This is a genomic window from Planococcus sp. SE5232 (genome assembly GCF_050686535.1).
Classification (GTDB): Bacteria; Bacillota; Bacilli; order Bacillales_A; family Planococcaceae; genus Planococcus.
Genome location: NZ_JBOGCP010000002.1, coordinates 16,781 through 42,431 on the forward strand (window position 1 = coordinate 16,781; position 25,651 = coordinate 42,431).

The 25,651-nt window shown below is 44.8% G+C and carries 24 protein-coding genes; 21 read left to right on the forward strand and 3 right to left on the reverse strand.

Annotation, left to right across the window (positions count from 1 at the left end; translation table 11 throughout):
• The first annotated feature begins 3 nt into the window (after window positions 1-3).
• The 4 genes from ACRC6Q_RS08895 to ACRC6Q_RS08910 all read left to right on the forward strand — a co-directional run bounded on the left by ACRC6Q_RS08895 (window position 4) and on the right by ACRC6Q_RS08910 (window position 5,441).
• The gene (locus tag ACRC6Q_RS08895; RefSeq protein WP_431466340.1) at window positions 4-1,476 is read left to right on the forward strand and encodes an aldehyde dehydrogenase family protein; all 1,473 of its coding nucleotides are present in this window, start codon (window positions 4-6) and stop codon (window positions 1,474-1,476) included.
• Window positions 1,477-1,657: 181 nt separating this feature from the next.
• Window positions 1,658-2,251 carry a class I SAM-dependent methyltransferase gene (locus ACRC6Q_RS08900; protein WP_298828610.1) on the forward strand — a complete coding sequence of 198 codons (594 nt, stop codon included), beginning with the start codon at window positions 1,658-1,660 and terminating at the stop codon, window positions 2,249-2,251.
• 54 nt (window positions 2,252-2,305) lie between these two features.
• Window positions 2,306-4,753, forward strand: coding sequence for an excinuclease ABC subunit UvrA (gene uvrA / locus ACRC6Q_RS08905; RefSeq protein ID WP_431466341.1), 2,448 nt, complete (start codon window positions 2,306-2,308; stop codon window positions 4,751-4,753).
• 256 nt (window positions 4,754-5,009) lie between these two features.
• Entirely contained in the window at window positions 5,010-5,441 is a 432-nt protein-coding gene (locus ACRC6Q_RS08910; protein ID WP_431466342.1) for an Hsp20/alpha crystallin family protein, read from the forward strand.
• Window positions 5,442-5,503: 62 nt separating this feature from the next.
• Here the strand turns inward: ACRC6Q_RS08910 and ACRC6Q_RS08915 are convergent, their stop codons facing one another.
• Window positions 5,504-6,367 (reverse strand): SDR family oxidoreductase, encoded by an 864-nt coding sequence (locus tag ACRC6Q_RS08915; protein WP_431466343.1) that lies wholly within the window; start codon window positions 6,365-6,367, stop codon window positions 5,504-5,506.
• A 305-nt stretch (window positions 6,368-6,672) separates the two neighbouring features.
• On the opposite strand from ACRC6Q_RS08915, the gene ACRC6Q_RS08920 reads away from it, so the two are divergent.
• The 12 genes from ACRC6Q_RS08920 to guaC all read left to right on the forward strand — a co-directional run bounded on the left by ACRC6Q_RS08920 (window position 6,673) and on the right by guaC (window position 19,670).
• Window positions 6,673-7,239, forward strand: coding sequence for an RNA polymerase sigma factor (locus tag ACRC6Q_RS08920; RefSeq protein WP_223638590.1), 567 nt, complete (start codon window positions 6,673-6,675; stop codon window positions 7,237-7,239).
• The gene (locus tag ACRC6Q_RS08925) at window positions 7,232-7,951 is read left to right on the forward strand and encodes an anti-sigma factor (protein WP_298828625.1); all 720 of its coding nucleotides are present in this window, start codon (window positions 7,232-7,234) and stop codon (window positions 7,949-7,951) included. The genes ACRC6Q_RS08920 and ACRC6Q_RS08925 overlap by 8 nt, the downstream gene beginning before the upstream one ends.
• 114 nt (window positions 7,952-8,065) lie before the next feature.
• Window positions 8,066-9,427: a copper amine oxidase gene (locus ACRC6Q_RS08930; protein ID WP_223638595.1), complete on the forward strand. Its 1,362-nt coding sequence runs from the start codon at window positions 8,066-8,068 to the stop codon at window positions 9,425-9,427.
• Window positions 9,428-9,885: 458 nt separating this feature from the next.
• Window positions 9,886-11,229, forward strand: coding sequence for a hypothetical protein (locus ACRC6Q_RS08935; protein WP_431466344.1), 1,344 nt, complete (start codon window positions 9,886-9,888; stop codon window positions 11,227-11,229).
• A 106-nt stretch (window positions 11,230-11,335) separates the two neighbouring features.
• Window positions 11,336-11,947 carry a Type 1 glutamine amidotransferase-like domain-containing protein gene (locus ACRC6Q_RS08940; protein ID WP_223638601.1) on the forward strand — a complete coding sequence of 204 codons (612 nt, stop codon included), beginning with the start codon at window positions 11,336-11,338 and terminating at the stop codon, window positions 11,945-11,947.
• A 341-nt stretch (window positions 11,948-12,288) separates the two neighbouring features.
• Entirely contained in the window at window positions 12,289-13,812 is a 1,524-nt protein-coding gene (gene nikA / locus ACRC6Q_RS08945) for a nickel ABC transporter substrate-binding protein (protein WP_223638607.1), read from the forward strand.
• Window positions 13,813-14,757 carry a nickel ABC transporter permease gene (nikB, locus tag ACRC6Q_RS08950; protein WP_223638610.1) on the forward strand — a complete coding sequence of 315 codons (945 nt, stop codon included), beginning with the start codon at window positions 13,813-13,815 and terminating at the stop codon, window positions 14,755-14,757.
• Entirely contained in the window at window positions 14,757-15,596 is an 840-nt protein-coding gene (nikC, locus tag ACRC6Q_RS08955) for a nickel transporter permease (protein WP_223638626.1), read from the forward strand. The genes nikB and nikC overlap by 1 nt, the downstream gene beginning before the upstream one ends.
• Entirely contained in the window at window positions 15,593-16,408 is an 816-nt protein-coding gene (locus ACRC6Q_RS08960; protein ID WP_431466345.1) for an ABC transporter ATP-binding protein, read from the forward strand. Before nikC ends, ACRC6Q_RS08960 begins: the two co-directional genes overlap by 4 nt.
• Window positions 16,392-17,150 (forward strand): ABC transporter ATP-binding protein, encoded by a 759-nt coding sequence (locus ACRC6Q_RS08965; RefSeq protein ID WP_431466346.1) that lies wholly within the window; start codon window positions 16,392-16,394, stop codon window positions 17,148-17,150. Before ACRC6Q_RS08960 ends, ACRC6Q_RS08965 begins: the two co-directional genes overlap by 17 nt.
• 84 nt (window positions 17,151-17,234) lie before the next feature.
• Window positions 17,235-18,542 carry an MATE family efflux transporter gene (locus ACRC6Q_RS08970; RefSeq protein WP_431466347.1) on the forward strand — a complete coding sequence of 436 codons (1,308 nt, stop codon included), beginning with the start codon at window positions 17,235-17,237 and terminating at the stop codon, window positions 18,540-18,542.
• 144 nt (window positions 18,543-18,686) lie between these two features.
• A complete protein-coding gene (gene guaC, locus ACRC6Q_RS08975) occupies window positions 18,687-19,670 on the forward strand; it encodes a GMP reductase (RefSeq protein WP_223638638.1) in 984 nt (327 codons plus the stop codon).
• A 16-nt stretch (window positions 19,671-19,686) separates the two neighbouring features.
• On the opposite strand, the gene ACRC6Q_RS08980 is transcribed toward guaC, so the two are convergent.
• Entirely contained in the window at window positions 19,687-20,283 is a 597-nt protein-coding gene (locus ACRC6Q_RS08980) for a TVP38/TMEM64 family protein (protein ID WP_223638640.1), read from the reverse strand.
• Window positions 20,284-20,556: 273 nt separating this feature from the next.
• On the opposite strand from ACRC6Q_RS08980, the gene ACRC6Q_RS08985 reads away from it, so the two are divergent.
• The 5 genes from ACRC6Q_RS08985 (at window position 20,557) to ACRC6Q_RS09005 (ending at window position 23,800) form a co-directional block, all read left to right on the forward strand.
• Complete coding sequence (locus ACRC6Q_RS08985) at window positions 20,557-20,985, forward strand: CBS domain-containing protein (RefSeq protein ID WP_223638643.1); 429 nt, start codon at window positions 20,557-20,559, stop codon at window positions 20,983-20,985.
• 274 nt (window positions 20,986-21,259) lie between these two features.
• Entirely contained in the window at window positions 21,260-21,463 is a 204-nt protein-coding gene (locus ACRC6Q_RS08990; RefSeq protein ID WP_223638646.1) for a hypothetical protein, read from the forward strand.
• Between the two features lie 108 nt (window positions 21,464-21,571).
• Window positions 21,572-22,642: a P1 family peptidase gene (locus ACRC6Q_RS08995; RefSeq protein ID WP_223638649.1), complete on the forward strand. Its 1,071-nt coding sequence runs from the start codon at window positions 21,572-21,574 to the stop codon at window positions 22,640-22,642.
• Between the two features lie 433 nt (window positions 22,643-23,075).
• Window positions 23,076-23,477 carry a hypothetical protein gene (locus ACRC6Q_RS09000; protein WP_298828669.1) on the forward strand — a complete coding sequence of 134 codons (402 nt, stop codon included), beginning with the start codon at window positions 23,076-23,078 and terminating at the stop codon, window positions 23,475-23,477.
• A gap of 56 nt (window positions 23,478-23,533) precedes the next feature.
• Entirely contained in the window at window positions 23,534-23,800 is a 267-nt protein-coding gene (locus ACRC6Q_RS09005) for a hypothetical protein (RefSeq protein ID WP_223638655.1), read from the forward strand.
• A gap of 101 nt (window positions 23,801-23,901) precedes the next feature.
• Here the strand turns inward: ACRC6Q_RS09005 and ACRC6Q_RS09010 are convergent, their stop codons facing one another.
• Complete coding sequence (locus ACRC6Q_RS09010) at window positions 23,902-25,563, reverse strand: ABC transporter substrate-binding protein (protein ID WP_431466348.1); 1,662 nt, start codon at window positions 25,561-25,563, stop codon at window positions 23,902-23,904.
• Between the last annotated feature and the right edge of the window lie 88 nt (window positions 25,564-25,651).

Consider the following 25,651-nt stretch of genomic DNA (forward strand, 5'->3'; position numbering starts at 1 on the left):
CAAATGAAAACCGATTTTTCGAAGATTTATATAAATGGTGAATGGACTACCGGCTCAAGCGACAGCCAAATGAAAACCACCAATCCGTTCACTGGAGAAGAACTGGTGACAACTCAAGCCGCTGATAAGAATGACTTGGATGCTGCTTATAAAGCTGCAGCTGAAGCGCAGGTGGCATGGTCGAAAGAATTGCCTCAGACCAAGCGGGCAGTCATCGAGAAAGCGTTGGAAGTAATGCAGGAAAACAAAGAGCTGATTATCGAATGGCTTGTTAAAGAAGCCGGCAGTACCGTCATTAAAGCGACTGTCGAGTTCGGAGCTTCAATCAATATCCTGAAGGAAGCGGCGACTTTCCCGTACCGCATGGAAGGCAAAATCCTTCCTTCCCAGCAAGCAGGCAAGGAAAACCGGGTATACCGCAATTCCTTAGGTGTCATCGGCATCATCAGCCCGTGGAATTTCCCCTTGCATTTGGCGATCCGTTCCATTGCGCCGGCACTCGCAACCGGCAACGCCGTAGTCATCAAACCGGCAACAGACACTCCGGTAACCGGTGGTTTGCTGTTTGCCAGCATTTTTGAAGCAGCTGGATTACCGAAAGGGCTGCTAAATGTGGTGGTCGGACGCGGTTCAGAAATTGGCGATGACATTGTCACACATCCGACGCCGCGGCTTATTTCCTTTACTGGTTCAACGCCCGTCGGAAAACGCATCGGTGAACTTGCCGGTGGTGCATTGAAGAAAACGGCGTTGGAACTCGGTGGAAATAATAACTTCATCGTCTTGGGGGATGCTGATGTGGACCAGGCTGTGGATTCCGCCTTATTCGGCAAATTCTATCATCAAGGCCAGATCTGTATGGCCATCAATCGTATTTTTGTCCACCAGGATATTTACGATGAATTCGCAGAGCAGTTTATTGCCCGCGCCGGAAAATTGAAGTTCGGCAATCCGGCAGAGCAGGATACTCAAGTCGGGCCACTCATCAACCGTGAACAGGTGGACCGGATCCTGAAAGACATTGAAGCGAGCGTCGAACAGGGTGCAAAAGTACAGCTTGGCGGCAATGCTGACGGCAATGTACTGGAGCCGACTGTGCTGACAGGCGTGACGAACGACATGCCACTTGCAGAAAATGAAATATTTGGCCCCGTAGCGATCTTGATCCCTTTCAACAGCGACGAAGAAGTGGTTGAAATGGCGAATGCCTACCCGTTTGGACTCAGTGGAGCGGTTCATTCCGCAAACATCGAGCACGGTACGAATATTGCTCATCAGATCCATACCGGCATGATCCACGTAAACGACCAGCCGGTCAATGATGAAGCGCATATGCCGTTCGGCGGAGAAAAAGATTCAGGACTTGGCCGCTTTAACGGCGAATGGGTGCTTGAAGAGTTCACTACCTTAAAATGGTTATCGGTTCAGCATCAGCGCCGTGAATACGGGCCATTTGTCAATAACACAAAAAACTAAACAGATCATGCGACGGCAATCTCGAAAAAGGGATTGCCGTCTTTTTGTGCTCTGGAATGCAGAGAGCCGTCCAAGACACTTGCTTTCTTCTGCACTGAAGTTTCATTGGCAACAAGGGAAACAAGCGCGAAAAGTCGAATTCTATACCATACAGAAAAACACAGAACAGGAGCTGAGTAGCTTGGCCGGATTGTTTCCGAAACTATACGATGTAGCAATGAAACCACTTGAGAAAACACGTTTTGAGAGGATCCGTGCGGGCCTTGTCAGGAAAGCCCAAGGGCGGGTTTTGGAAATCGGTTTTGGAACAGGCGCGAACTTTGGCTATTACAGAAATGTCGAACGGGTGGATGCGATCGAACCAAATCCTGCAATGGCTAAACAGGCAATAAAGCGGATTAAAAAGACCCGAACCCCTATTTATGCATATCAGGCAATAGCGGAAGAACTGCCGTTTTTCGACGATAGCTTTGACACGGTAGTTGCAACTTTAGTGTTCTGCACCATTCCAGAACCCGAGCGGGCACTCCAGGAAATTCGAAGAGCGAGCAAGCCAGGCGCGAAAATTCTATTATTCGAACATGTTAAAATGGACCAAAAAATGTTGGGGAAAACCCAAGAAGCTTTGACGCCTATCTGGAAAAGAGTATGTGATGGATGTCATCTAGACCGGGATACACTCCAACTGGTGAAGGAATCCGGTCTGCATATAGAGAAAGTCACATCCTATTATGGCGGGCTATTTCTAACGATTGAATGCCGCAACCCTCAATGAAAATCCGTTAAAACAGGGCAATCAGAAAGCTTATGTAGAAAGAAGGCGCTGAGCGTGGCTGATTTTATCCGCATTGTAAAGGCTTCCGAAAACAATTTGAAAAACGTCTCTGTTGCCATTCCAAAACAGCGATTTGTTGTGATCACCGGTCCATCCGGTTCAGGTAAATCGACATTGGCGCTGGATATCATCCAACGGGAGAGCCAACGGCAGTACATGGAACTGAATGGCATGACCACCAATTTCATCAATAAACCGAAAATGGAATCAATCAGCGGGCTGTCACCGTCCATTGGCATCGGCCAGCAGCAAACCACCAACCGCAATCCGCGTTCTACAGTCGGTACGGTGACGGATATGTATACGTATTTGCGGGTCATTTATGAAAAATTGGGGATGCGGGAATGCCCAAATTGTCATGAAAAGGTCAGACGGCCGCCGGAGCTGGATGAAGAAAGTGAAATGATGCCTTGTTCAGCTTGTGGCTTCCATATGAAGAATTTAAAGAAGGCACACTTCTCCTTCAACACCGTTGAAGGGGCATGTGAAGCCTGTTCCGGCTTAGGGAAAAAGCTGGGGATCCGTGCTGAGCGGGTGGTGGATGAAGGGAAAAGCTTGAACGCAGGCGCTGTGACTGTTTGGAATGCTGCAGTCACTGAGTATTACGGCAAATCGGTTGTCGCTGCGGCAAAGCATTATGGCTTTGTGATTGATAAGGATCTGGCAGTGGAAAACTGGACAGCTGAACAGAAAGATCTTCTATTGTATGGTGTGGAGAGTGAGGAGTTCAAAAAACATCATCCGCAGACACCATCTCCCAAAACAGTCGCGAAAGGCAAGTTCGAAGGCGTCTTGACCGGATTGTGGAGGCGCTACAACGAAAAAGGCGGCAACTTAGCGGAAGCCGATTTTTTCTTTCAGCAAACCTGCCAGGAATGCCAGGGAACCAAGTTGAAAAAAGAAAGCCGCCAGGTAACAGTGGCTGGAAAATCGATTTCCGATGTGTCGCAAATTCCAATGGATGCAATACTTGCATGGGTGGAAGAAATCTCTCTGGGCTTTGAAGCGAATGACGAGTCAGTCGCGTCTTCATTGGTCTATGAACTGGCAGAAAAAATCAAGCGGATTATCCATGTCGGCATCGGTTATCTGTCGATGGAAAGGCAGTCGTCTACATTATCCGGAGGAGAAGCGCAGCGCCTTCGGCTGGCAACCATCCTGGGTTCCAGTTTGACGGGAGTGCTGTACATACTGGATGAACCTACAGCCGGGCTCCACCCCAAGGATATTCAGGGCTTGGTCGATGTCTTGAAACAATTACGGGAACTGGGCAATTCGGTCCTGGTCATTGAACACGATGTCGACGTCATGAAGCAGGCGGACTGGATTATCGACCTTGGGCCGGGAGCGGGAATTAATGGCGGTCAAATTGTGGGAGAAGGCACATTGGATGAATTGATGGAGCAACAGAATTCCGTAACAGGTGCTTACCTGAAGGAAGAGCCGCCAGCAATAAAGATGCGTCGAACCGGAAACGGGCGCCATGTGGCTATACACAACGCCTATAAGAACAATTTGAAAAACATCACCGTTGCATTCCCACTCGGGTCATTTATTGCCGTTACCGGTGTATCGGGTTCAGGAAAATCGTCTCTTTTGTTTGGCATTCTGGCCGCCAGTGTCGAAACGGATCATATAAAAGAGGGCTACGATGAGATTACCGGAACAGCAGAACTCAGCCGGATGGTCATCTTTGGACAATCCGGATTGACCCGGATGCAGCGTTCTAATGTGGCAACGTATACAGAAATCTATACATTATTCCGGAATCTGTTTGCGAAATTGCCGCAAGCGAAAGAAAGAGGGTTAAGCGCAAAGCATTTTTCGTTCAACACAGAAGGTGGACGCTGTGAGCATTGCCTCGGCATGGGCTATGTCTTTACACCGATGTATTTTCTGCCGGACCTGGAAGTGATTTGTCCGGTTTGTTCAGGCAATCGTTTTAAAGAAGAAGTGTTGGCCGTGACGTATAAAGGCAAATCCATTTCGGATATCCTAAATATCATCATTGAAGAAAGCAGCGTCTTTTTCGCTGGCCAGAAAAAGATAATATCCACTATCGAATTGCTTTGTGAAGTTGGGCTCGGCTACTTGACATGGGGCCAGACGCTTACCACTTTGTCAGGCGGTGAAGGTCAGCGTCTGAAATTGGCTAAGGAATTGAACAGAAATGTCAAAGGTGAGACACTCTACATTTTAGACGAGCCTTCTACCGGGCTTCATCCAAATGACATTAAAAAATTATTGATTTTGCTCAATAAGCTGGTGGATGAAGGCCATACCGTTATAATTGTCGAGCATAATATACAAATCATCAAACAAGCCGACTGGGTCATCGACCTTGGTCCTGAAGGTGGGAATGGTGGTGGCCGCATTATTGCCGAAGGAACGCCTGAAGAAGTAAAATTATGCAAGAAATCCTACACCGGGATATACCTGTAATGGTGATTTGACTGAATCCAAGCAGCAAAAAAATCTGAATTTTCCTGTTAATTTTGAAAGCTTTTAATTGACAAAAAAACATCATTTTCTATAATTATTATTAGAGAGGGCGGCAAATCACTCACCAGCAATTTAGAAGGCAAAGGAGGGATAATCGGTATTAGCAGGAAGACAGCAGTCGTTGGGTAAAGCAGATTTTCGTAGAGCATTTCAAAGTGATGTTCCATTAAAATTTTTTCGAGGGGAGAGTTTGAAAATGAGACTTTTACCAAGAAAACGGGAAGATTTTTTCCCAAGCCTTTTTGACAGCAATTTTGAAATGGATGTTTTCGATCGTTTTTTCAAAGAAGCCAATTATCCTCAAGTAGACATCAAAGATGCCGACGACCATTATGAAGTGGAAGTGGATGTACCAGGATTCAAAAAAGAAGATATCTCAGTTGAATACAAAGATGGTTATCTTCAACTTCAAGGGAAGAAGGAAGAAAACAAAGAAGTAACAGAAAACGACGGCCATTATATCCGGAAAGAACGCTCCTATGGCTCTTTCAAGCGAAGCTTCTATGTTGGTGACGTGGAACAAAACGACATTTCCGGATCTTTTAAAGACGGTGTTTTGATGATTCAGGTTCCTAAATCAAAAGAAGACAAGAAGAAAGACGAAGGGCACCAGATTTTGATCGAGTAGCTTCATGTAAACTATATGAAAAGACCGAAAAGCCAAAAGGCTCTTCGGTCTTTTCTCTGGCATTAAGGAAGATTCCGGTATTCACGTTCAATATATATCGATAAATCTTCCGCTGCCTCTCCTGTGATGCTTTCAAAATCCTCTGTAACTTCCGCCATCAATCCTCTGGCTGCAGCTTCATACAAAGAAACAAGAACAGGACCGAACCCTTTCGGTTCGTCATAAAGTTCCGCGAATTCCTCATTGCTGAGCGGATCGTAGAAAATTGATGTTCCGCTGATTTGTGAGAGCAATTCGGCAAGTTCAGTCATAGACCACGCTTTTGGTCCGGTCAACGTAAACTCATTGCCGTGCAACTCCTGTTTCAACGCAATTTGAACGATGGCTTTTGCCAGATCCTTTCTGGAAATAAAAGAAATTCGCTCGTCACCAACCGGATAAAGAATTTTTCCCCGTTCGGCCAGTTCCGGCAGATAAGGAGGCAGGGGATCAGAATACATGCCGTTTCGGATATAAGTGAATGGAACTGATCCGGATGCCAAACGGCGCTGGACATAGCCGAAAAATGGGCTCATTTTAAACGGGTTATTGCCGTGGTCAGCCATGAAACCGATAAAAATGAATTGTTTGATCCCGGTTTGTTCAGCAGCCAAAATCGCATTCTCGAATTCCATGATTCGTGCGACGCTCGGGAACGTAAGACTTGGAATATAGATGAGCACATCTGTACCCTTGAAAGCATTTGCCATTGCTGATTCAGAGCGGTAATTCGCCCGTTTTATTTGTATTCCCTTTTTTTGGAAATTCAAAGCTTTTTCAGGATTGCGCACTGTCAGCACCAGATTTTTTGGATCCATGTACTTTAATGCTTCTTCGACGATTTTGACACCAAGATGGCCGGTTGCAGCGGTGATGTTATAGATCATAAGGATTCCTCCAGTCGTTCTGTTTTCTACCTACAGTTCTATTCCCGATTTTAACCAATAGTGAACTAATTCCTTGTTACATGCGTTTTGTATATAGCAGATAAAAACGGAAGAACTTTTTAATAACTTCCATGCTATGCGTAGTTTCCAGCTGACTGTTGCTTTTTCGGAATTAGTAGAATTCAAGCGTAAGATTCTTTTCCGTAGCCAAGGACACGGAGAACAGCCCATGAAAAGAAAAGATTTTCCTGTAGCGGGAAGTATAGTAAGGTAGGTATACGAAATATGTAAAAAGGAGACAGGGGATGGAAAAAACTACCGATACACATCTATATTTGCGGATCAATGAACAAGACAAAGCCGCGCTCGAACAATTATACGACCGCTATGAAAAAATCCTTTTCTCTTTTCTATATAAGATGCTGGAAGATCGCGATCTGGCTGAAGAGGTGTTACAGGAAGTATTCATTAAGATCTGGCGCGGCAAAGGGGTGTACGATGAAAGTAAAGGGAAATTCACTTCCTGGCTTTTCAGAATGGCACAAAATACAGCCATCGACTTGATACGGAAACGCAAAAAACCGACCGTGCCGATTGAAGAGGCGGCTCAGGTGGCCAGCAACGATGCGCCTGTTGCCGAACAGGTGGAATGGCAGGAAAAGAAAGGGCAGATCGAAACGGCTGTTCAGCATTTATCCATTGAGCAGCAAAAAATGATCGACTTGTTTTATTTTAAGGGGCATACCCATGAAACGATTGCAGATATGTGCGATATTCCACTCGGAACTGTGAAGAGCCGAATAAGGCTTGCGTTAAAAAAATTAAAAACATCTCTGCATGGGTTGCAGGAAAGGGGGGCTTACGATGACTAACATGGATTGTGACCGTTTAGTGGATTATTTGAACGGAACGCTATCAGCAGACGAAATCCAGCAATATGAACATCATTTGAAAACATGTACGGAATGCCAGGAAATAGTAGAAGCGACAGGCGAGCTCCCTTATCTTGCAGATCCGGTGGAACCGCCGGCAGGCATGAAAGCGCGTATTCTGTCTAATGTATTTGAAGAAGAGCGGGAACAGGATGAACCGCCAGTGGCCTTGAAGCCGGAAATGGCCGCCATACCGATGCACAAGCCAAAAAGAAAGCCTGGCTTATGGAAGCCGCTCCTTGCGGCTGTACTCCTCGCATCCTTAATGGGCAATGCCTATGCTTTCTTCCAATTATCAGATCAGGAAGATGCACCGGAAACGGCGATCGAGTCTATCGAGCTGGAGCCGAATGAAGCATTTGAGGGAACCGCAACCGCAGCGATGATTGAAGAAGAGGGTTCGCTCAATTTAGTTGTACAAGCCGATCGATTGGCAGAGCTGGAAGATAGCCAGGTTTATCAGGTGTGGTTGATCAAGGATGACAAGCCGATACCGGCAGGCGCTTTTTCACCCAACCCAAATGGTGAAGGGGCAAGCTATTATCAGTTGGATGAAAGTTCAGCCGACTGGGATACGATTGCCATAACGTTGGAACCTCAGGCAGGAAACGAATTGCCCGAAGGTGAAGTTGTACTGAGTGCAGGAATTTAACTGGCCGCTTTAGCGGTCAGTTTTTTTTATTTGATTTTTTTTAAGTAAATGTGATCTAAATGTAAACGCTCTCCGTTATGTCTATGAAACTATAAAAAAAGAGGAGAGATTAAGATGAAATTAAACAAATGTCTATTAGCACTTCCACTATCATTAGCCTTATTAGTACCCACGGCGGCATTGGCGGACAGCCACGGCCATGCGACTCCAGCTAGCGAAACGGCCATGGAGTCAAGCACAGCAACGCCGGCAGCGGAATTGCGCATCGCACTGGATACCACATTGACCGAACATGCATTCCTGGCAGTCGAAGCGATGAGAAAAGGCGTTGATGGCGCCGAAGATTTCGAACAGGCTTCGGGTGCATTATTGGCAAACGCTGACGATCTTTCAGCGGCTGTCGGTTCTGTCTACGGGGAAGAAGGCGCAGCACAGTTCGACGAGATCTGGAAATCCCATATCGGCTACTTTGTTGATTATGTAACAGCAACAGCTGAAGATAACCAGGAAGGCAAAGAGCAGGCGTTGGCCGCTTTGGAAGAATACAAAGTGGAACAATCAACATTCTTCGACACTGCAACGGGCGGGCTTCTGCCGGCAGCAGCGGTTCAGGAAGGATTGGATATGCACGTCGATCAGCTGATTTCCGCTTTTGATGCGTATGTAGCGGGCGACTACGAAACTGCTTACTCGCTTGAACGTGAATCCATTCACCATATGAGCATGTTCGCGGAAAGCCTATCGATTGCCATCACGACACAATTCCCAGAGAAGTTCGATAACACGAATCCGGATACACCAGCAGCAGATTTACGCGCTCAATTGAACATGACATTTACTGAGCATGCCGGACTTGCCGCAATGGCAATGCAAGATGGTGCCGATGGGGCTGAAAGCTTTGAACAGGCTTCTGCTGCATTGATCGCCAATGCAGATGACTTGTCTGCAGCAGTGGAATCTGTCTACGGAGAAGAAGCAGGGGCGCAATTTGAAGAAATCTGGAAATCCCATATCGGCTACTTTGTGGATTACGTTGTAGCGACAGGTGAAGGCGATGCAGCAGCACAAGAGCAGGCAAAAGCTGATCTTGATGGCTATATTGTCGAACAGGCCGCTTTGCTTGATGCAGCAACAGAAGGCCGTGTACCGGCTGATGCATTGGAAGAAGGATTGACGGCTCACGTCGACCAATTATTGATGGCTTTTGACTCATATGTAGCAGGCGATTACGAAACAGCTTACAGCTCGATTCGTGAAGCCTATGCACATATGACAATGCCAGCAGCTGGATTATCAGCAGCCATCGTCGACCAGTTCCCGGAAGAGTTTGGCGCAACTGAAATGCCTTCAGAAATGCCGGCAACCGGTATGGGCGGCACAGCGGATACAGGTACGATTCCATACCTTTGGATCTTAGCTGGGCTAATGCTTGCAGGATTGACAACAACCCTTGCTTTGCGTTTCCGCAAACAATAAAGCAAGAAAGTGAAATGTAAACAGAGAACAGCCCTGAAGTCGTGAAACCCGGCTTCAGGGCTGTTCTTTTTTTGCGTTCTGTAAAGCATCCCATACTCGTGATGTTCTTAACTGATAAAAAAATGTCTTGAGGACCTCAATAAGACTATATATTGTTTTGGATACCTGCTACTATTTAGAAAAGATTAAGGACTTATTACCTTTTCAAGCCATAAAATGTTAGGCAAGGGTGGACTTTTATAAGTCTGCAGATTTTCTATAAATGTAAAGTGGGGGTATCGATGAAAAGCACAGTTAAGCAATTCCTTATGTTAATTTTCAGTTCGTATCTTGCCTATTTCCTTATTCTAAATCAAGGGCTGATTGGGGGATTGATGGTTGCGGGCACGTTCCTTCTAGTCTCCACAATCCTTTTCTTAGCCGGTATGATAGGGGCCATAAAAGGAAAGTTGAGATTCTTGAAGCTCAAGAGTATCAGCGAAGCAGTCGGAATGCTGATTTTTTCATCCATCCTATTCCTTGTGGTGCTGGTAGTGGCCGTCATCAATTCTTTTGTCGTCTTTACAACCGGAGACGACAAGCAAGCATCAGATGACAAAGTCAGGCTGTTCGCCTCGACAGTTTTTCAAGTTTCCTCACATAAAGAGTTGATGAAGACCGAAAAAAATGGGGTCATCTATTTTTATTCTGAAAAAACCGAAGCTGAAATCGCTAAAATGGATGAGGTTCTCCAACGGGAACGGCAAAACTTCAATTCGATTCTGGGCACCAGCGATGAAGGTGGATTGACAGTCGAGTTCCATGATGATTACGGCTCTCTTGAATCCAGCTATGGTTCGGGGGAAGTCGCCGGGTATTATAACTTAGGCAACAAAAGCATCCACCTGGTTCCTACTGATGAAAACTGGGAACTGATCTTGGTGCATGAATACTCCCATTACCAGAGCCATCTTTTCTCCAATCAGTATAGTTTGCCGATTACACGGATTCCTTCCTGGTTTGAAGAAGGCATCGCCGATTATTTTGCGGATGATTCCAGTGGTTGGTATGACCTGAAAACTATTGAACTCATCGATTTCCATGATCTCGACAGCCAAGAAGAGTATGACAGTTCTGCTTCAGCTAGTTATGATCCATACGCTCAGGGTTTTTTGGCGGTGGAATCACTGGTGGATGCTTATGGAGAGGGTTTCATTGTGGATTTATTGAAATCCAGATCCACCAGTACATTCTATAATAAGCTGGAAACGATGATCGGTATGGAAATTGAAGAATATCAGGACATCTTCCTTGAAAAGATGATTGCGGAACAAGAGCAATTGGATGAATGGTACGAACTTTCCCATATACAATTCGAACAGAAAGATTATGAGGGGGCTGAAAAAACAGCAACGGCCATCAAAGAAGCTGGAGACATTTATGACAACGATGCAGCGGATTGGATGCTTGTGGATATCCAATTGGCTCGGGGGAATTTCATGGAAGCTGCAGATTTGATGAATCGGAAGATTGCGGCAGACCACGCAGATTTCCTCATTGATGACTTGTTTTTACTGGCGGAAATTTACTTGTTGATCGATCCGCAGCTATCGTTGGAGTCAGCTTTACAGGCAGAAAAATTACAGGAGGATACTGAATTCTATTTCTATGAAGAAGACCTGATAGCCATTTATGAAAAAATAAATTCCAGTAAAGCAACAGAAGGCTATCGTCAGCTTTTGGATGAAGAATGGCTTTATAATCCCTATGTGCTTGATCGTTTAAATGAGAAGTTGGACAAGGAGTATCCAGGTGAATTTTAACTGTTGCGGAGTAGCGAGTATGCCGGTGCTTTTATATCAACTCATTCAAATCAGGAGAACCATGCCTTAATTGAACATGGCTCACCAACTGGAAAGAAGGAATACGATGTGCAAGATGCTGCTGACATCCAACGGTTTTTTTACCGAAGGGATCAAATGGAAATTCTTATCAGTATTGCCGAAGCCCCCATCAGAAATCAGAGCGGTTATCATCACCACAGCTTCTCCACAGAAAGAGTCGAGCAAGTCTGCAATTAAAGCACAAAAAGATTTGTTTGAAATGGACATTTGCCATGTCGCTTTTTTTGACTTCGAATATGAAAATCCAACAGCACTTGAAACGTATGATGTCATCTTTTTGAACGGGGGAAATCCTATTCAACTTCTTTATCGGATGAAGATAAGCGGCGGCATAAAGGTCCTCAGAAAACTTGCTCAACAAGATACGGTCTTTATCGGCGCGAGTGCCGGTGCGATGGTCCTTGGGGGCACTATCGAGCTGGCTGCTTTTTTTGCGCCGGAATTGAATACACCAAAACTGACGGACTTTAATGCCTTGAACCTTACTGACATCCTCCTTTTCCCCCATTATGATCGAGAAGACCTTTTTCCTGATGAAGTGGGGAGAACGATAGAAGAACGGATAAAACAATTCGAATCCATAAAACGAGTAGCAGTATCCAGACTTAAGGACGATGAATATTTGTTGTTCGACTAATGTTCCATTAAAGTGAAGGTTGTGCTACACAGAAAAATAGAGAGTATCCAAAACAGGCCAGCCGCTTCCCGAAGTGGCTGGCCTGTTTGATTTCAGCAGAAAATTCTAAAACGGACAGATGCCGTATTTTACAATCAAATTATAAAAAAGATTGCATTGGAAACTTCAAAAGGATATGATGTAAAACGTAACAGTTACAGTTTGTAAAATACATAAAGTTTATTTATAGAAGAGCTTAAGAAGAAAGTTCCCTTTTTCTCCAAGCTGTACAAGGAGAGAAAGGGAATATTTTTAATTTACAAACCGTAATAATTACACTTGAAAAAGGGGCGTGTTCATTGATGAAGAAGGTATTTGGATTACTGTTTATAGTAGTAACGCTATTCTTAACCGCATGCACATCAGGTGCAGCAAATCAGCAGGAAGAGGACCGCAAAGAACTTAATTTGCTGTTCAACTTCGCAGCACGGTCGCTGGATCCCAATGTTGACAGCAGCTATGTACCATTGCGCGCAGGAATTACAGAGACTTTGGTGCATTTGAATGACGATTCGCTGACACTTGAACCGTGGCTTGCAGAAAGCTGGCACAGTGACAATGGACAAGACTGGACAATTCAATTGCGCGAAGGGGTCACGTTCCAAAATGGAAATCCACTGGATGCGGAAGCCGTAAAAGCTTCACTGGAACGGGCGATGAAGGATAATGTGGCTATTGAGAATGCTTTGCGGATCGAGTCGATGGAAGCTGATGGACAGCTGTTAAGGGTGAAAACAACCATGCCATTTCCTGAATTTCCTTCCGAACTGGTTCATCCTAACACTTCGATTATAGATATTACTGAAACCGATTATATTAACCGGCCGATCGGTACTGGTCCGTTTGCCGTCGAATCATTTACCCCTGGAACGGCAGTCGATCTCGTCCGGTACGATGATTATTGGGATGGAGCTGCAAAATTAGAGGCGGCACGCTTTTCATTCAATGAAGATGCCAACGCTAGATCGCTTGCACTCGAATCAGGAGATGCGGACATTTCATTCCGCCCAGAAGTTGAAAGTTTGGAAAATCTGGAGTCGGTTCCGGGTGTAAAAGTCGAATCGACCTCCACTTTCCGGGTACACCAGATGACGATGAACCTACAGAGGGAATCAATGAAAGACATCAACGTGAGAAAAGCTGTAGATGCACTGATCAACCGTGATTTGATTGCAGACACAATTTTAAAAGGACATGCAGAAGTGGCAGAAGGTCCATTTCCTTCGACTTTCTCATTTGCCCCGGATTATCCTGAAAAACAGACCGGACCTGAAGCAGCCAAAAAGCTTTTGGCACAGGCAGGTTATGAAGAAAAAGACGGCGTAATGCAAAAAGATGGAGAACCTTTAGTATGGACAATGCTGACTTACAGTGCTCGTGCAGATTTGCCATTGATCGCCCAGGTGTTTCAGTCAGATGCCAAACAATTGGGCATAATTGTAGATATCCAACAAATTGAAGTGCCGGAAGAATATATGGCAGCCAACCGTGATTGGGACTTGACTACCTACAGTAATTTAACAGCTCCACGCGGAGACGCAGGCTATTACTTAAATGCAACTTACCATCCGCAGGGAGCTTTGAACTTTAGCGGAGCTGCTGATGATCAGTTGACTGCTTTGATCGATGAACTGAATTTGACAGTAGGAGAAGAAGCGCGTTCAGTCATTGCTGAAAAAATCGCGTTGTATGTGGATGACCATGTATACAATTCGTTTATCCTGCATCCTAATACATTAGTCGCTTACAACGCCGATAAAGTAGAAAATTGGGTTACGACCCGCAGCGAGTATTATATGTTGACCAATACCCTGGATGTGAAATAAATGGCACGGATTTTATTGACAAGATTTATCGAAGTGGCAGTTTTTCTCTTATTAATTACTTTTGTTAGCTTCCTGTTTGCAAGGCTGGCACCCGGGGATCCGGTGTTGTCGATTTTGCGGGTAGATGATGTATCGGTGACCGCGGCACAAGTGGAAGAGCTTCGTGAAGACATGGGATTCAATGAGCCGCTTTTAGTCCAGTATGGCGAGTGGTTTGTGAATTTTGTGAAATTGGATTTTGGGGAATCCTATTTGACCAACCAACCGGTTTTGGAAATGCTGGTAAGCGGGCTTCCGGCGACATTGGAATTGACCGCAGGAGCACTGATTGTCATGGTTCTCATCGCTCTGCCTTTAGGATCGCTCGCAGCCCTTTACCGGGGAAGCTGGATTGACCACGTCAGCCGCTGGTTCTCACTGTTCGGCGCCGCTGTCCCAAGCTTTTGGCTTGGACTTTTATTAATTGATCTGTTTGGCGTCCGGTTGAATGTGCTGCCGACGATGGGCAGGGACGGCTTTGTTTCCATCCTCTTGCCGTCCGCAACATTGGGGCTTGCCATTACAAGTGTTTATGTCAGGCTGCTCCGCTCCAGCTTAATCGATTCTTTAAGCAATGAGTATATAAAAGCAGCCCGCTCGAGAGGAATTTCCGAAATTCGGATTTTTTTCACTCATGCACTGCGGGCTGCTTTACCGCCGGTGATTACCGTATTTGGTGTCAGTTTGGGAAGTTTGATCGGTGGAGTGGTGGTCATCGAGGTGATTTTTGCTTATCCAGGAATTGGTAAGATGGTCGTAGAAGCCATTAGAAGCCGTGACTATCCCGTTATCCAAGGCTATCTGTTCATCATGGCCATTATTGTATTTGTGGTCAACAGCCTGGTTGATCTCTCATACCGCTATTTAAATCCGGAAATCAGGCTAAAGGAAAGGAAGGGGAATTGATGGGCGCTTTCCCGATCAACTACAGTAAATTAAATTGGAAGACAGGTCTTTTGCTGTTATTGCTGAGTCTATTGGCTTTGCTCACCACCTATACTTTTCTATTCTTAAAACATGATCCGGATTTTGTTGATTTAGGCTCTAGACTTTTGCCGATGAGCTTTTCGCATCCATTTGGAACGGATCATTTGGGAAGGGATGTGCTGACGCGCATTTTACTTGGAGCACAACTGACAGTAGGGTATGCATTTTTGGCATTGCTGATAGCGGTAGCCATCGGCCTGCCGATTGGTTTGATTGCCGGATACAAAGGGGGCCTGCTCGAACGCGTACTTATGCGAATTGCCGATACATTTCTGGCTTTTCCGGATACCATTGTGGCGATTGTCTTAAGTGGTCTGCTCGGACCGGGGATTGAAAATTTACTGCTCGCTATCGTTTTTGTGAAATGGGTCAATTATGCACGCCTTGTCAGAAGCACGGTGGTAAGTGAGCGTCAAAAAGAGTATATAGCGATGGCGAAAATCAACGGCTTGCATGACGGGAAAATTATTCGGAAACATCTTTTCCCCCATATTATCGGCAATGTGCTGGTTCTTGCCAGCCTGGATATGGGGAAAATCATTTTATTGATTTCGTCCCTATCCTATATTGGGCTTGGCGCTCAACCGCCGGCTCCTGAATGGGGAGCCATGCTGAATGATGCGCGCCCTTATTTTCAGTCCATGCCTTCGTTGATGGTTTATCCAGGTCTGGCCATTATTACGGTTGTGCTGATTTCAAATGTTCTGGGTGATTATCTGCGGGACAAGTTTGATGTGAAGAAGGAAGTGCGATCATGAGTTTATTGAAAGTCCATAAACTGACAGTCGAAACAAAAGATCAACAAATCGTCAAAGAAATCTCATTTGAAGTAGACCCAGGGGATTGGCTCGCTATCGTTGGCCAGAGCGGAAGCGGCAAAAGCATGACTGCATCTGCCATTGGACAATTACTGAAGCCCAATCTGCAAGCCAAAGGTACGATTGAGTTTAACGGAGCCAATGTATTGGCCATGACTTCCAAAAAAATGAGAAGCATCCGTGGAAATAGGATTTCCTATATTTTTCAGGATTATCAGAGTTCCTTTACGCCATTCTTGACCATTGGAAAGCATTTTGATGAATACCAGCGAACGCATCTCCGGATGACAAAAGCTCAGCGCAACAAGAACACACAGGAGGCATTGGGCTCTGTAGGACTTACAAAAGACTTAGTAAGCCGCTACCCTTTCCAACTAAGCGGTGGACAGCTGCAGCGCACCGCAATTGCGTTAGCATTGCTGCTTAAACCTGATCTGGTGATTGCGGATGAACCGACGACAGCTCTGGACAGCATTTCATCATTCCGGATTCTTCAACTGATGGCAAAGCTGCAGGAAGAGACGGGATGCGCCATTTTGTTTATCACACACGATCTGCGGCACGCAAGCAAATACGCTGACCATATACTCGTGATGAAAGAAGGCCATATTATTGAGCAAGGAGATTCGTCCGCCATTCTCGAGTTTCCGAAACACCCATATACACAAGCATTGGTTGAAGCAATTCCGGTGTTAAAAAAGCCGGAAAATCTGCATGACAGGAGGTCGGATGAGAATGTTGATGAAGATTAGCCATGTCGATAAATCATTTCCGAACGGCAAACAGGTATTGAAAGATATCTCCTTTACACTGGAAAAAGGCCAATGCCTGGGAATCATCGGAGAAAGCGGCTGCGGCAAAAGCACATTGGCACGCTGTCTTCTGCAACTTGAAAAAATAGATGCGGGAGAAATTTCCATGAACGGCTATATGCTCCATAATCAAACCGATAAAAGTCTCAATCCTTTCAGGAAGCACATTCAGGCAGTTTTCCAGAATCCCTCCGCTTCACTGAACCCGAAATTGAAAATAAAAGATTCGCTGATGGACCCCTACCAGCAATATGGCGGACAGAAAGAGTTGCAGCATTTCAATTTTACAAGCAAAGAAGACTATATTAGCCAATTGCTGGAGGCGGTTGAACTTCCTGCCCACCTTGCAGACTGTTATCCGCACGAACTGAGCGGTGGGCAACTGCAACGCGTGACTATTAGCCGGGCCATCAGCATAGAACCCGAAGTCCTCATACTTGACGAACCGACTTCCAGCCTTGATGTGCTGTCCCAGGCTTCGCTATTGAAATTACTGGAGAAACTTCGCCGGCAATTTTCACTTTCCTACGTTTTTATATCCCATGATTTAGCGGCCGTTGCTTCTTTAAGCCAGAAAATGCTGGTGATGGAAGAAGGGCGTATCATTGATGGTTTCAGAAGTGATGAGATTTTTTCGCAAAACCGGCATCCTTATACGAAAGAACTGGTTTCCATGTTTTGAAGAATAAATTCTGTACTGCCTGAATATATTTGCTAATATGGCATATGGCAGTAATTTTTCAAATTAATAGTTAGGAGCTTCAAAATGAATCATCGTACATACCTTGCTCTGGCGATTCCATTGACACTATCAACTATCACCACCCCTTTGCTGGGAGCTGTCGACACGGCGGTCGTTGGTCAATTGCCGGACCCCGCTTTTATAGGCGGTGTAGCCATCGGGGCAGTGATCTTCAACACACTATATTGGCTTTTCGGCTTCTTGCGAATTGGAACATCCGGTTTTGCTGCACAGGCGAATGGAGCTAACGATTCCTTATTAGGGACACTTGCCCTTATTCGGCCGTTAATTATTGCGCTTGTTGTAGGACTCAGTTTCTTTCTGCTGCAGAAACCGATTGAATTTCTTGCGTTAACTTTGCTTGATCCTGCTGATGACGTCTCTGCGCTGGCATCCGACTATTTCGGCATCCGAATCTGGGGAGTACCGTTTACTTTGGTCAATTACGTCATCATGGGTTGGTTAATCGGCATGGCGCGCATTAAAATATCAGTGATGATACAGGTTTTTATGAACTTGCTGAACATTCTGCTGGATGTGATTTTTGTTTTTGGTTTCGGCTGGGGAGTATCCGGAGTCGCCTCTGCCACGTTGATCGCTGAAGTAACGGCCTGTCTGTTCGGACTTTGGATCGTTTGGAAAGGAACTTCTTATCAGTTCCAGGTGCCTTCAATAACACTGGTCACCGATGGATCTTCCATCAAGAAGATGATGGCTGTCAATCAGGATTTATTTATCCGTACGCTCTGCCTGCTTACTGTTATAAACTTGTTCACTTATAAAAGCGCGGCATTTGGCACAGAAACATTGGCCGCTAATGCTGTTCTGCTGCAGGTTCATTATTTAATGGCTTATTTTTATGACGGAATTTCCAATGCTTCAAGCATCCTTTCCGGAAGAGCGGTTGGTTCGAATGATTCCAGACTTTTTAAAAAAACGATCAATTTATCATTTCAATGGGCCATTTACTCCTCACTGTTGCTGACTGTGAGTTATTGGCTTTTTAGTGAATCCTTATTTTCGTTTTTCACCTCGATTCCTGAAGTAATCGAATTGGGCGGAATTTATGGAGACTGGCTATTGCTGTATCCTTTAGTCGCAAGTTTTGGCATTGTATTATACGGCGTCTTTACAGGTGCTACCGAAACAGCACATATCAGAAATTCGATGCTTTTCGCATTAGGGGTATTTTTGCTTGCCCTCTGGGGAGGGGTCCCAATTTTACAAAATCATGGACTATGGCTGGCTTTTATCTTGTTTAGCCTTGGCAGATCTGTTTTTCTAGTAATGTATATTCCAAAGTTGAATTTATTACAGGGTAAATCCCAATAGATACATCGTCTAAGATGAAATCCTGCTATTGACAAGCAAATATTTTTGTTCTTTGACATCTCCTCCAAAATAAAGTACATTATCATATGGACGAACAATAATGATGGTATATTGAAAAATCATTCGTGTATAGGGGTGTAATTTATGGAAAATGTGTTTGATTACGAAGATATTCAGTTGGTTCCTGCAAAAGCGGTGGTGGAAAGCCGATCAGAATGCGATACCTCGATTGAATTCGGTGGACGGACCTTTAAGTTGCCGGTCGTACCTGCAAATATGCAGACCATTGTAGATGAAAAAATCGCCGGATTTCTGGCTGAAAATAATTATTTTTATATTATGCATAGATTTGAGCCTGAAAAACGCTTGGCATTTACAAAAGACATGCAACAGCGCGGACTTTACGCTTCCATAAGTGTCGGCGTAAAATCGGAAGAGTATGAATTTATCCAACAGTTGGCTGATGAAAAAATCACGCCGGAATACATTACAATCGATGTGGCTCATGGCCATTCGAACGCTGTGATCAAGATGATTCAGCATATCAAGAAATTGGTGCCAGACAGCTTTTTGATCGCTGGAAATGTCGGTACACCAGAAGCTGTCCGGGAATTGGAACACGCCGGAGCAGATGCGACGAAAGTGGGCATCGGTCCCGGAAAAGTGTGCATCACCAAGATTAAGACAGGGTTCGGTACAGGCGGCTGGCAGTTGGCTGCACTTCGCTGGTGCGGAAAAGCGGCGAGCAAACCGATCATTGCGGACGGTGGAATCCGTACGCATGGCGATATTGCCAAATCGGTACGTTTCGGTGCTTCAATGGTGATGATCGGTTCTCTTTTTGCGGGGCACGAGGAATCACCTGGACAAACGATCAATCAAGACGGCAAGCTGTTAAAGGAATATTTCGGGTCAGCTTCTGAATTTCAAAAAGGTGAGAAGAAAAACGTCGAAGGCAAGAAAATGTATGTGGAATACAAAGGATCGCTTAAAGATACGCTGGTGGAGATGGAACAGGATCTTCAATCTTCCATTTCATACGCTGGAGGAGACAAGTTGCTGGCGATCCGCAATGTGGATTACGTCATCGTCAAAAACTCCATCTTCAATGGCGATAAAGTCTACTGAATCAGTCCAAAAGCCCTCAATCCGTCGATTGAGGGCTTTTTTTCCGTTTGGAAGAGTTAATGAAAAAGATGGTGAGGGAAACAGCCAATACTGCGCCGAACAGGATGTACTGGATGGTGACTGGGACTGCTTGGGTAAATCCGTAAACTGCAGCCAGTTCCAAAAGGACAGCCGGTATTTTGCCGATGGTGCTGGCGGTAAAGAACAGTCTGCCGCTGATGCTCGTCAAGGCTGCACCTGCTGTCACAAATCCGGATGGCATGAAAGGAAGCAGCCGCAGCAGAATCACCAGGCTGAAGACGCGGGTAGTCGGCTGGTCCTGGAACTTTTGCCAAAAGGGGTGCCGCAGCCATTTTGGGTCTGCTTTGGAAAATCCAAAGCGGTACAGGTAAAATCCAAGAAAAGCACCGATGATTTCACCGGAAAAAGTTAAAACTGCACCGCCGTAAAGGCCGAAAGATTGGATATTGACGACTGTGACAAGGACACTTGGAATAAATCCGACGGCTCCGACTGATAAATTGACGGCCAGGAGAACCAGAAATTCCACTATGGTGGATAAAGACTCGATAAGCGAGGCCCCTTTCTTAGAGAACCAGTGTTTACTATACACAGCAACTCTTTTTAGATTCATTTTAACACAGCTGAAAATTAGCTATTTGCGGTTTGCGAGTTCGGTCGGTAAAGTTTTTTAAACAGAAAAAACTGCGTAAAATCCTTTTTTTTTGCTGAAAACACGTTTTATTTTTTGTAAAATGGATAAGGAATAGTAGATGAAAAAGAAAGGAGGAGGTTTGGCGAAAGATGAATTGACAAATCAGTTCAGTCGTCAGAAAAGCCATTAGGCTGGGCATAAGCAGTAAAATTTTTAGAGGAGGAACTATTCATGAAGATTACCGACATCATGACGAAAGACGTCGAGACATGTGCACCGGAAACGTCCCTTCAGGAAATTGCATCTAAGATGCTGGAACTCGATGTAGGGTCCATTCCAATCAGCGACGGCAAACGATTACTTGGAATCGTTACAGACCGCGACATTGTCACACGTGGAATCGCTTCTCAAATTTCATTGGATAGCCCTGTATCACAGATTCTGACTTCAGAAATGGTCACTGGAACAAAAGATATGTCTATCGAAGACGCTGCTGATTTAATGTCCGAACATCAAATTCGCCGACTTCCAATTGTTGAGAATGATCAGTTAGTAGGGATCGTATCATTGGGAGACATTGCCGTAAGAGACCAAACAGACGACAATGCCAGCCTTGTACTGGAGGAAGTCTCCGAGTCAGAAGACACAGAGCTGCATTAAAAGAAGAAGATTCGAAAGAAGCATGTCCTTGGTGGGCATGCTTCTTTTTGTTTCGTATGAATGTGAATCAACGAAAGATGGCCAGGTATTCGGTTGCATGTTTAACCTTCGTTTTGTGCTTTTACGTCTGCTGCCGACTAGGGGAAAGTTCCTGCAGATCCACCTATCATTATAAATTCAGGATGGTAAAATAAGTATGAGAATTGATGAGTACAAGAAGATTTATGACAGTTTTACTCATCAGGTGATTGAAGATAAAAAGAGGGGGAGTTAGATGAAAGATCGAATCCTGTTCGCAATTATCATATTTTTCGTCTTAGGATCGAGTGTCACCAGCGGCAATGATTCCATAAACCAGACGGCTAAGTCGATATTCCATGGATTTGGCATGTTTACTCTTGGGTTGATCGGAATTTATAGTTTTTATAATGTATTCGAAAAAAGGCGGGCAGAAAGAAAGTTGGATCATAAAAAATAAAAGCAGAAATTACTGCAGCTTGACTCTTGATTTTTCCATCAACGCCATACATAGCTGAACGTATTGATAAGGATCGCAACAAATCAATTATTTAATAGGGGTGGGCATTTGAGAAACCAAAAGCGAATTCGTGATTATGGAGTAGAAATCGGCAAGATGAAGCCCGGTGTGCTGAACGCCATAACAGATGTAGAAGGTGTTTCCATAGGGCATGTAACTTTAAGTGAAGGCGATATGCAGACCGGTGTGACAGCAATCCTGCCGCATCAGGGAGATCTGTTTCATGAAAAATTGATTGCCTCGAGCCATGTCATCAATGGCTTCGGAAAAACGATGGGGACGATACAACTGGCGGAATTGGGTACGTTGGAGACACCGATTGTTTTGACTAATACATTGAATGTCGGGACGGCAGCCAATGCCGTCATCGACTATATGCTGGAGAAGAATCCGGATATCGGCAACACGACCGGCACGGTAAATCCAGTGATTGGCGAATGCAACGATATGTTTTTGAATGATGTCCGGGGCCGTTTTGTCAAAGAAGAGCACGTTCGGCAGGCACTTGACAATACCGCTGTTGAATTTGAAGAAGGCGCAGTCGGAGCAGGCAGAGGCATGCTGTGCTATTCGCTGAAAGGCGGCATCGGCACCGCTTCGCGCATTATGGAGCAGGAGCATGGAACCTATACGATAGGTGTACTGGTGCTGTCGAACTTCGGGATGCTGAGTGATTTGACGATCGACGGCAATCCCATCGGCGAAGCATTAAAGAAAAATATCCAGCAAACGCATAAAGAAGAAGACAAGGGCTCTGTCATGGTCATCGTGGCCACCGATCTTCCGTTATCTGAACGGCAATTGAACCGGATCCTTAAACGGGCGGTAACGGGGCTTTCGCGGACGGGATCCATCATCACCAACGGCAGCGGAGAAATCGTACTGGGTTTTTCAACTGCCAATAAAATCCCTCATGCCAAACCGGAAAAAACCCTTTCGATCGAAACCATTCATGAAGACGATCTGGATGAAGCCTTCCGCGCTGTTGGGGAAGCTGTGGAAGAAGCAGTGCTCAATTCATTGATCACTGCAGAAGCGGTTGTTGGACGTGATGGCAATGAAAGACCAGCACTGAAAGAATTGCTAGAAAAATATGCGATGACTTTAAAGGACCTTTAATCGGGTTCTTTTTTCTTTTCAGCAAAGGGAAGAGCTCGATAAAAACAAAATATTGCCTGCTGATTAAATAGTTTATTTGAATAATACTTTATCTTCTGGGCTGAATACACTTTCTAGACAGCGAGCAATACAAAAGAAAATAACTATCGAATTAAAGATATCCAAGTATAGAAGAATACAGTGAAGAAATAGAGAAAAATAGTTTTTGGAAAAATAAGGTTGCAATAAAAATACTAAATTAACGTTAAATTGTTTACAATTTGCATAATCCATTGTAGTCTATGAGTATTATGAAAAACACTGAATTTCAATTTAATAGTAAATTAAATGGGTTTAAAGACTGTTAATACGACTGACTATTTTCAAAACAGCAAATTATTTTTAATAATATTTTGCTTGTTCATTCTAACGGGAAGACGAGAGGATGGAGTACATGATTAGTGCACAACCGGTAAAAACTTTGACTGAAATCCTGGAGAATATATTGGAAGCACCGGTCGAGGTGTTTGGAGATCTTCACGTAGTGAATAAGCAGAGGGAGTTAGCCATCAAAACAGGAAATTCCACTTTGTGCTTTAAAATCGATTACGAAATTACGTTTCAAAATATCCACCAGCAAGGCAAGATGCTGAATAAAGCCGAACTGCTTTTATTGCCTGAAGAACTGCCCGTGTTTTCCTCAGCGTTGATCAGCCAAAGTGTCTCATTACCCACCAATTACACACAACGGTTGGTTATGGAAACGGATGTCTTTTGCTTATACATGGAGTCCCAAGAACTTCCTGAACTTTTTGCCGAACGTTTTGCAGCCGCATTAAAAGCTGTCATTAATTGATCTTTTTGTCCGGATCGTCAAACTTTGATACCCACAACAGAAAAGAGGGTGTTCTTATGAATGGGAAATGTTTATCATGCATCTCGGCAGTCCTCTTTTTATTGACCATGCTGCCCTTGTCAATGGCAGCGATTCACTGGTTCTATAAACCACTTGAAATTTTGCTGAGCCTTCACCTGCATCTGCCTTGCGTGTTGAGCGGTTTGGGGATTGTGGCAGCGATGATCGGCGCAAAAGGAGATTTGAGGTTCAATCTTGTCTTATTCAATGTGCTGACGCTAAGTCTGTACCTCATTTTTTCTACAAGTCTGCACTCTATGTAAACCCGGTTGCATGCTACTGAAATATCGTACGAAATTACATGAACTTCTAAACAAAAAGATGGAATGCAGTGCATATTTGCGCAGCGTTCCATCTTTTCGATTTAATGTGCAATAATCGGCCTTACCCATAGTTTGGAAAAATCGACATAGCCGAAATGACTGATGGAAATATTCATTAAGTCAACAGAAAAAGGAATTTGACGCTTTTCATAATACAAAGTCAGCATGATGGAGGACTCGATCAGATCACGTTCAATTTCCAGATTTAAGGCCGTCCAATTTTCAAATGGCGTTTCAGCATACAGCTGCATGTAATCAGTAAATCGTGGTTGGGATTTCATGATAGCCGCCAGCGGAGAATAGCCGTTTGAAAGAAAATAGAAAAACGAGAAATTTTGGTTCATTTCAAAGACCTCTCCGTGAACAAAAAGGTCGGCTGTTTGGTCGTCTTTGGTATCCATCAGTTTGTCCCGGAAAGACAGCCATTGGATTTCGACAGGAATGCCTTCGCTTTCCAGAGCTTCTTTCAGCCAGCGGGTAGCTCCGTTGGTATAGTTTGCCGCTTTAATGATCAATGGCTGTTCAATGCGCGGACATACAGGCTTTGGCTGTGTATAGGCTTGTTTTTGTCCGATTAAACAGCTGTGGTGATTGGGCAAGGCACGCGGATGAAACTCGCCGATTTTATGGCGGTGTTTGGCGATGGCATAGTGGACATACTCACGTACTTCTTTCCGATTGATGGGTGAATTCCTGAATGCATTTAATATGACCACCCCAAACCCTGAATCGCTTTCTACTTGAAACGTCTCATTGGTCTGTTCATTCGCTGAAGAACGATAGGCAAAGTCGAAATCCTCGGGTACCTGGAGGAATTCGACGATGTCGAGCAGCGGCCGTTCACGGAAGTATCCACCGAATGCCATCAAGGTGGTTTTCAGCATGTCATTTTTCGTGACATAAAAGCTGCCGGTGCCGATAGGGTTCAATGGTCCTTCTTTATAGATGCTGGAATTGATCATGCCGAGCATATAGAGGCAGTAGCTGCAGCCATTTGGAAATGAGATTTCAAGAACATGTGGGGAGATTGCTTTTATGGCTGTAATCGGCTTCCAAAGATCCGCGTAAGAAGCATCCGTACGCAGCCGGTTTAGGCATTCGACTACATCTTCTGAAGTCAAAAAAGAGCCATCGTGAAAACTGACTTCTTTCCTGAGATACAGCCGAAGAGTAGTGGGGGTAAGGTCCCAACTATGGGCCAGCTCCGGAGAAACGTCTCCGTTTGCATGGACTGACACCAAACGGCTATAGACATTGGAAACCATATTTGCACTTTGGACATCTGCCGCTTCCAATGGATGGAGCGTCAGCAACGGATATTTCCGCGGGATGATCAGTTTATCTTTCTGGCTAACAGCGTTTTGGACATAACCGAAGTTGGACCGGAAGTGATGGAGCAGACGCAGCCTGACTTCCGGTGACCAGTCAAACAATAGGTATTTCCCGGCCGCTTCGATGGACTGCTCTTCAATCAGGTGAAGCAGCTGTTGTTCATATACTTCTTCTACATCCCGATGCCACTCTATATGGGAAGTATTTCCACGGCCACGGCCCGAGGTAAAGGTGAACCAGCCCTCATCAGCCCATTTACGCAACAGCCGTGCCGTTTGTTTATTGCTCAATTGAAGTGAATCTGCCAGCTCATTTTGCTTGATGTTGCCGGATGGGATCGCTTGCCATAACGCCAAAAGGGATTTTTCCATAATGCCTCCTTGTAAAAGTGGACATGATTTATAAAATTGTCTATTTTTAGTATCTTTCGTCTAGTTTAATATACATAAGACAAAGGAG

Excerpts from the sequence above, each read along its gene's own strand:
- ACRC6Q_RS09000 (WP_298828669.1), top strand. The coding sequence starts at position 23,076 with ATGATTAGTGCACAACCGGTAAAAACTTTGACTGAAATCCTGGAGAAT.
- ACRC6Q_RS08990 (WP_223638646.1), top strand. The coding sequence starts at position 21,260 with ATGAAAGATCGAATCCTGTTCGCAATTATCATATTTTTCGTCTTAGGA.
- guaC (WP_223638638.1), top strand. The coding sequence starts at position 18,687 with ATGGAAAATGTGTTTGATTACGAAGATATTCAGTTGGTTCCTGCAAAA.
- ACRC6Q_RS08910 (WP_431466342.1), top strand. The coding sequence starts at position 5,010 with ATGAGACTTTTACCAAGAAAACGGGAAGATTTTTTCCCAAGCCTTTTT.
- ACRC6Q_RS08915 (WP_431466343.1), bottom strand. The coding sequence starts at position 6,367 with ATGATCTATAACATCACCGCTGCAACCGGCCATCTTGGTGTCAAAATC.
- ACRC6Q_RS08965 (WP_431466346.1), top strand. The coding sequence starts at position 16,392 with ATGTTGATGAAGATTAGCCATGTCGATAAATCATTTCCGAACGGCAAA.
- nikA (WP_223638607.1), top strand. The coding sequence starts at position 12,289 with ATGAAGAAGGTATTTGGATTACTGTTTATAGTAGTAACGCTATTCTTA.
- ACRC6Q_RS08930 (WP_223638595.1), top strand. The coding sequence starts at position 8,066 with ATGAAATTAAACAAATGTCTATTAGCACTTCCACTATCATTAGCCTTA.
- ACRC6Q_RS08895 (WP_431466340.1), top strand. The coding sequence starts at position 4 with ATGAAAACCGATTTTTCGAAGATTTATATAAATGGTGAATGGACTACC.
- ACRC6Q_RS08960 (WP_431466345.1), top strand. The coding sequence starts at position 15,593 with ATGAGTTTATTGAAAGTCCATAAACTGACAGTCGAAACAAAAGATCAA.
- ACRC6Q_RS08985 (WP_223638643.1), top strand. The coding sequence starts at position 20,557 with ATGAAGATTACCGACATCATGACGAAAGACGTCGAGACATGTGCACCG.
- ACRC6Q_RS09010 (WP_431466348.1), bottom strand. The coding sequence starts at position 25,563 with ATGGAAAAATCCCTTTTGGCGTTATGGCAAGCGATCCCATCCGGCAAC.
- ACRC6Q_RS08940 (WP_223638601.1), top strand. The coding sequence starts at position 11,336 with ATGTGCAAGATGCTGCTGACATCCAACGGTTTTTTTACCGAAGGGATC.
- nikB (WP_223638610.1), top strand. The coding sequence starts at position 13,813 with ATGGCACGGATTTTATTGACAAGATTTATCGAAGTGGCAGTTTTTCTC.
- nikC (WP_223638626.1), top strand. The coding sequence starts at position 14,757 with ATGGGCGCTTTCCCGATCAACTACAGTAAATTAAATTGGAAGACAGGT.
- ACRC6Q_RS09005 (WP_223638655.1), top strand. The coding sequence starts at position 23,534 with ATGAATGGGAAATGTTTATCATGCATCTCGGCAGTCCTCTTTTTATTG.
- ACRC6Q_RS08970 (WP_431466347.1), top strand. The coding sequence starts at position 17,235 with ATGAATCATCGTACATACCTTGCTCTGGCGATTCCATTGACACTATCA.
- ACRC6Q_RS08920 (WP_223638590.1), top strand. The coding sequence starts at position 6,673 with ATGGAAAAAACTACCGATACACATCTATATTTGCGGATCAATGAACAA.
- ACRC6Q_RS08925 (WP_298828625.1), top strand. The coding sequence starts at position 7,232 with ATGACTAACATGGATTGTGACCGTTTAGTGGATTATTTGAACGGAACG.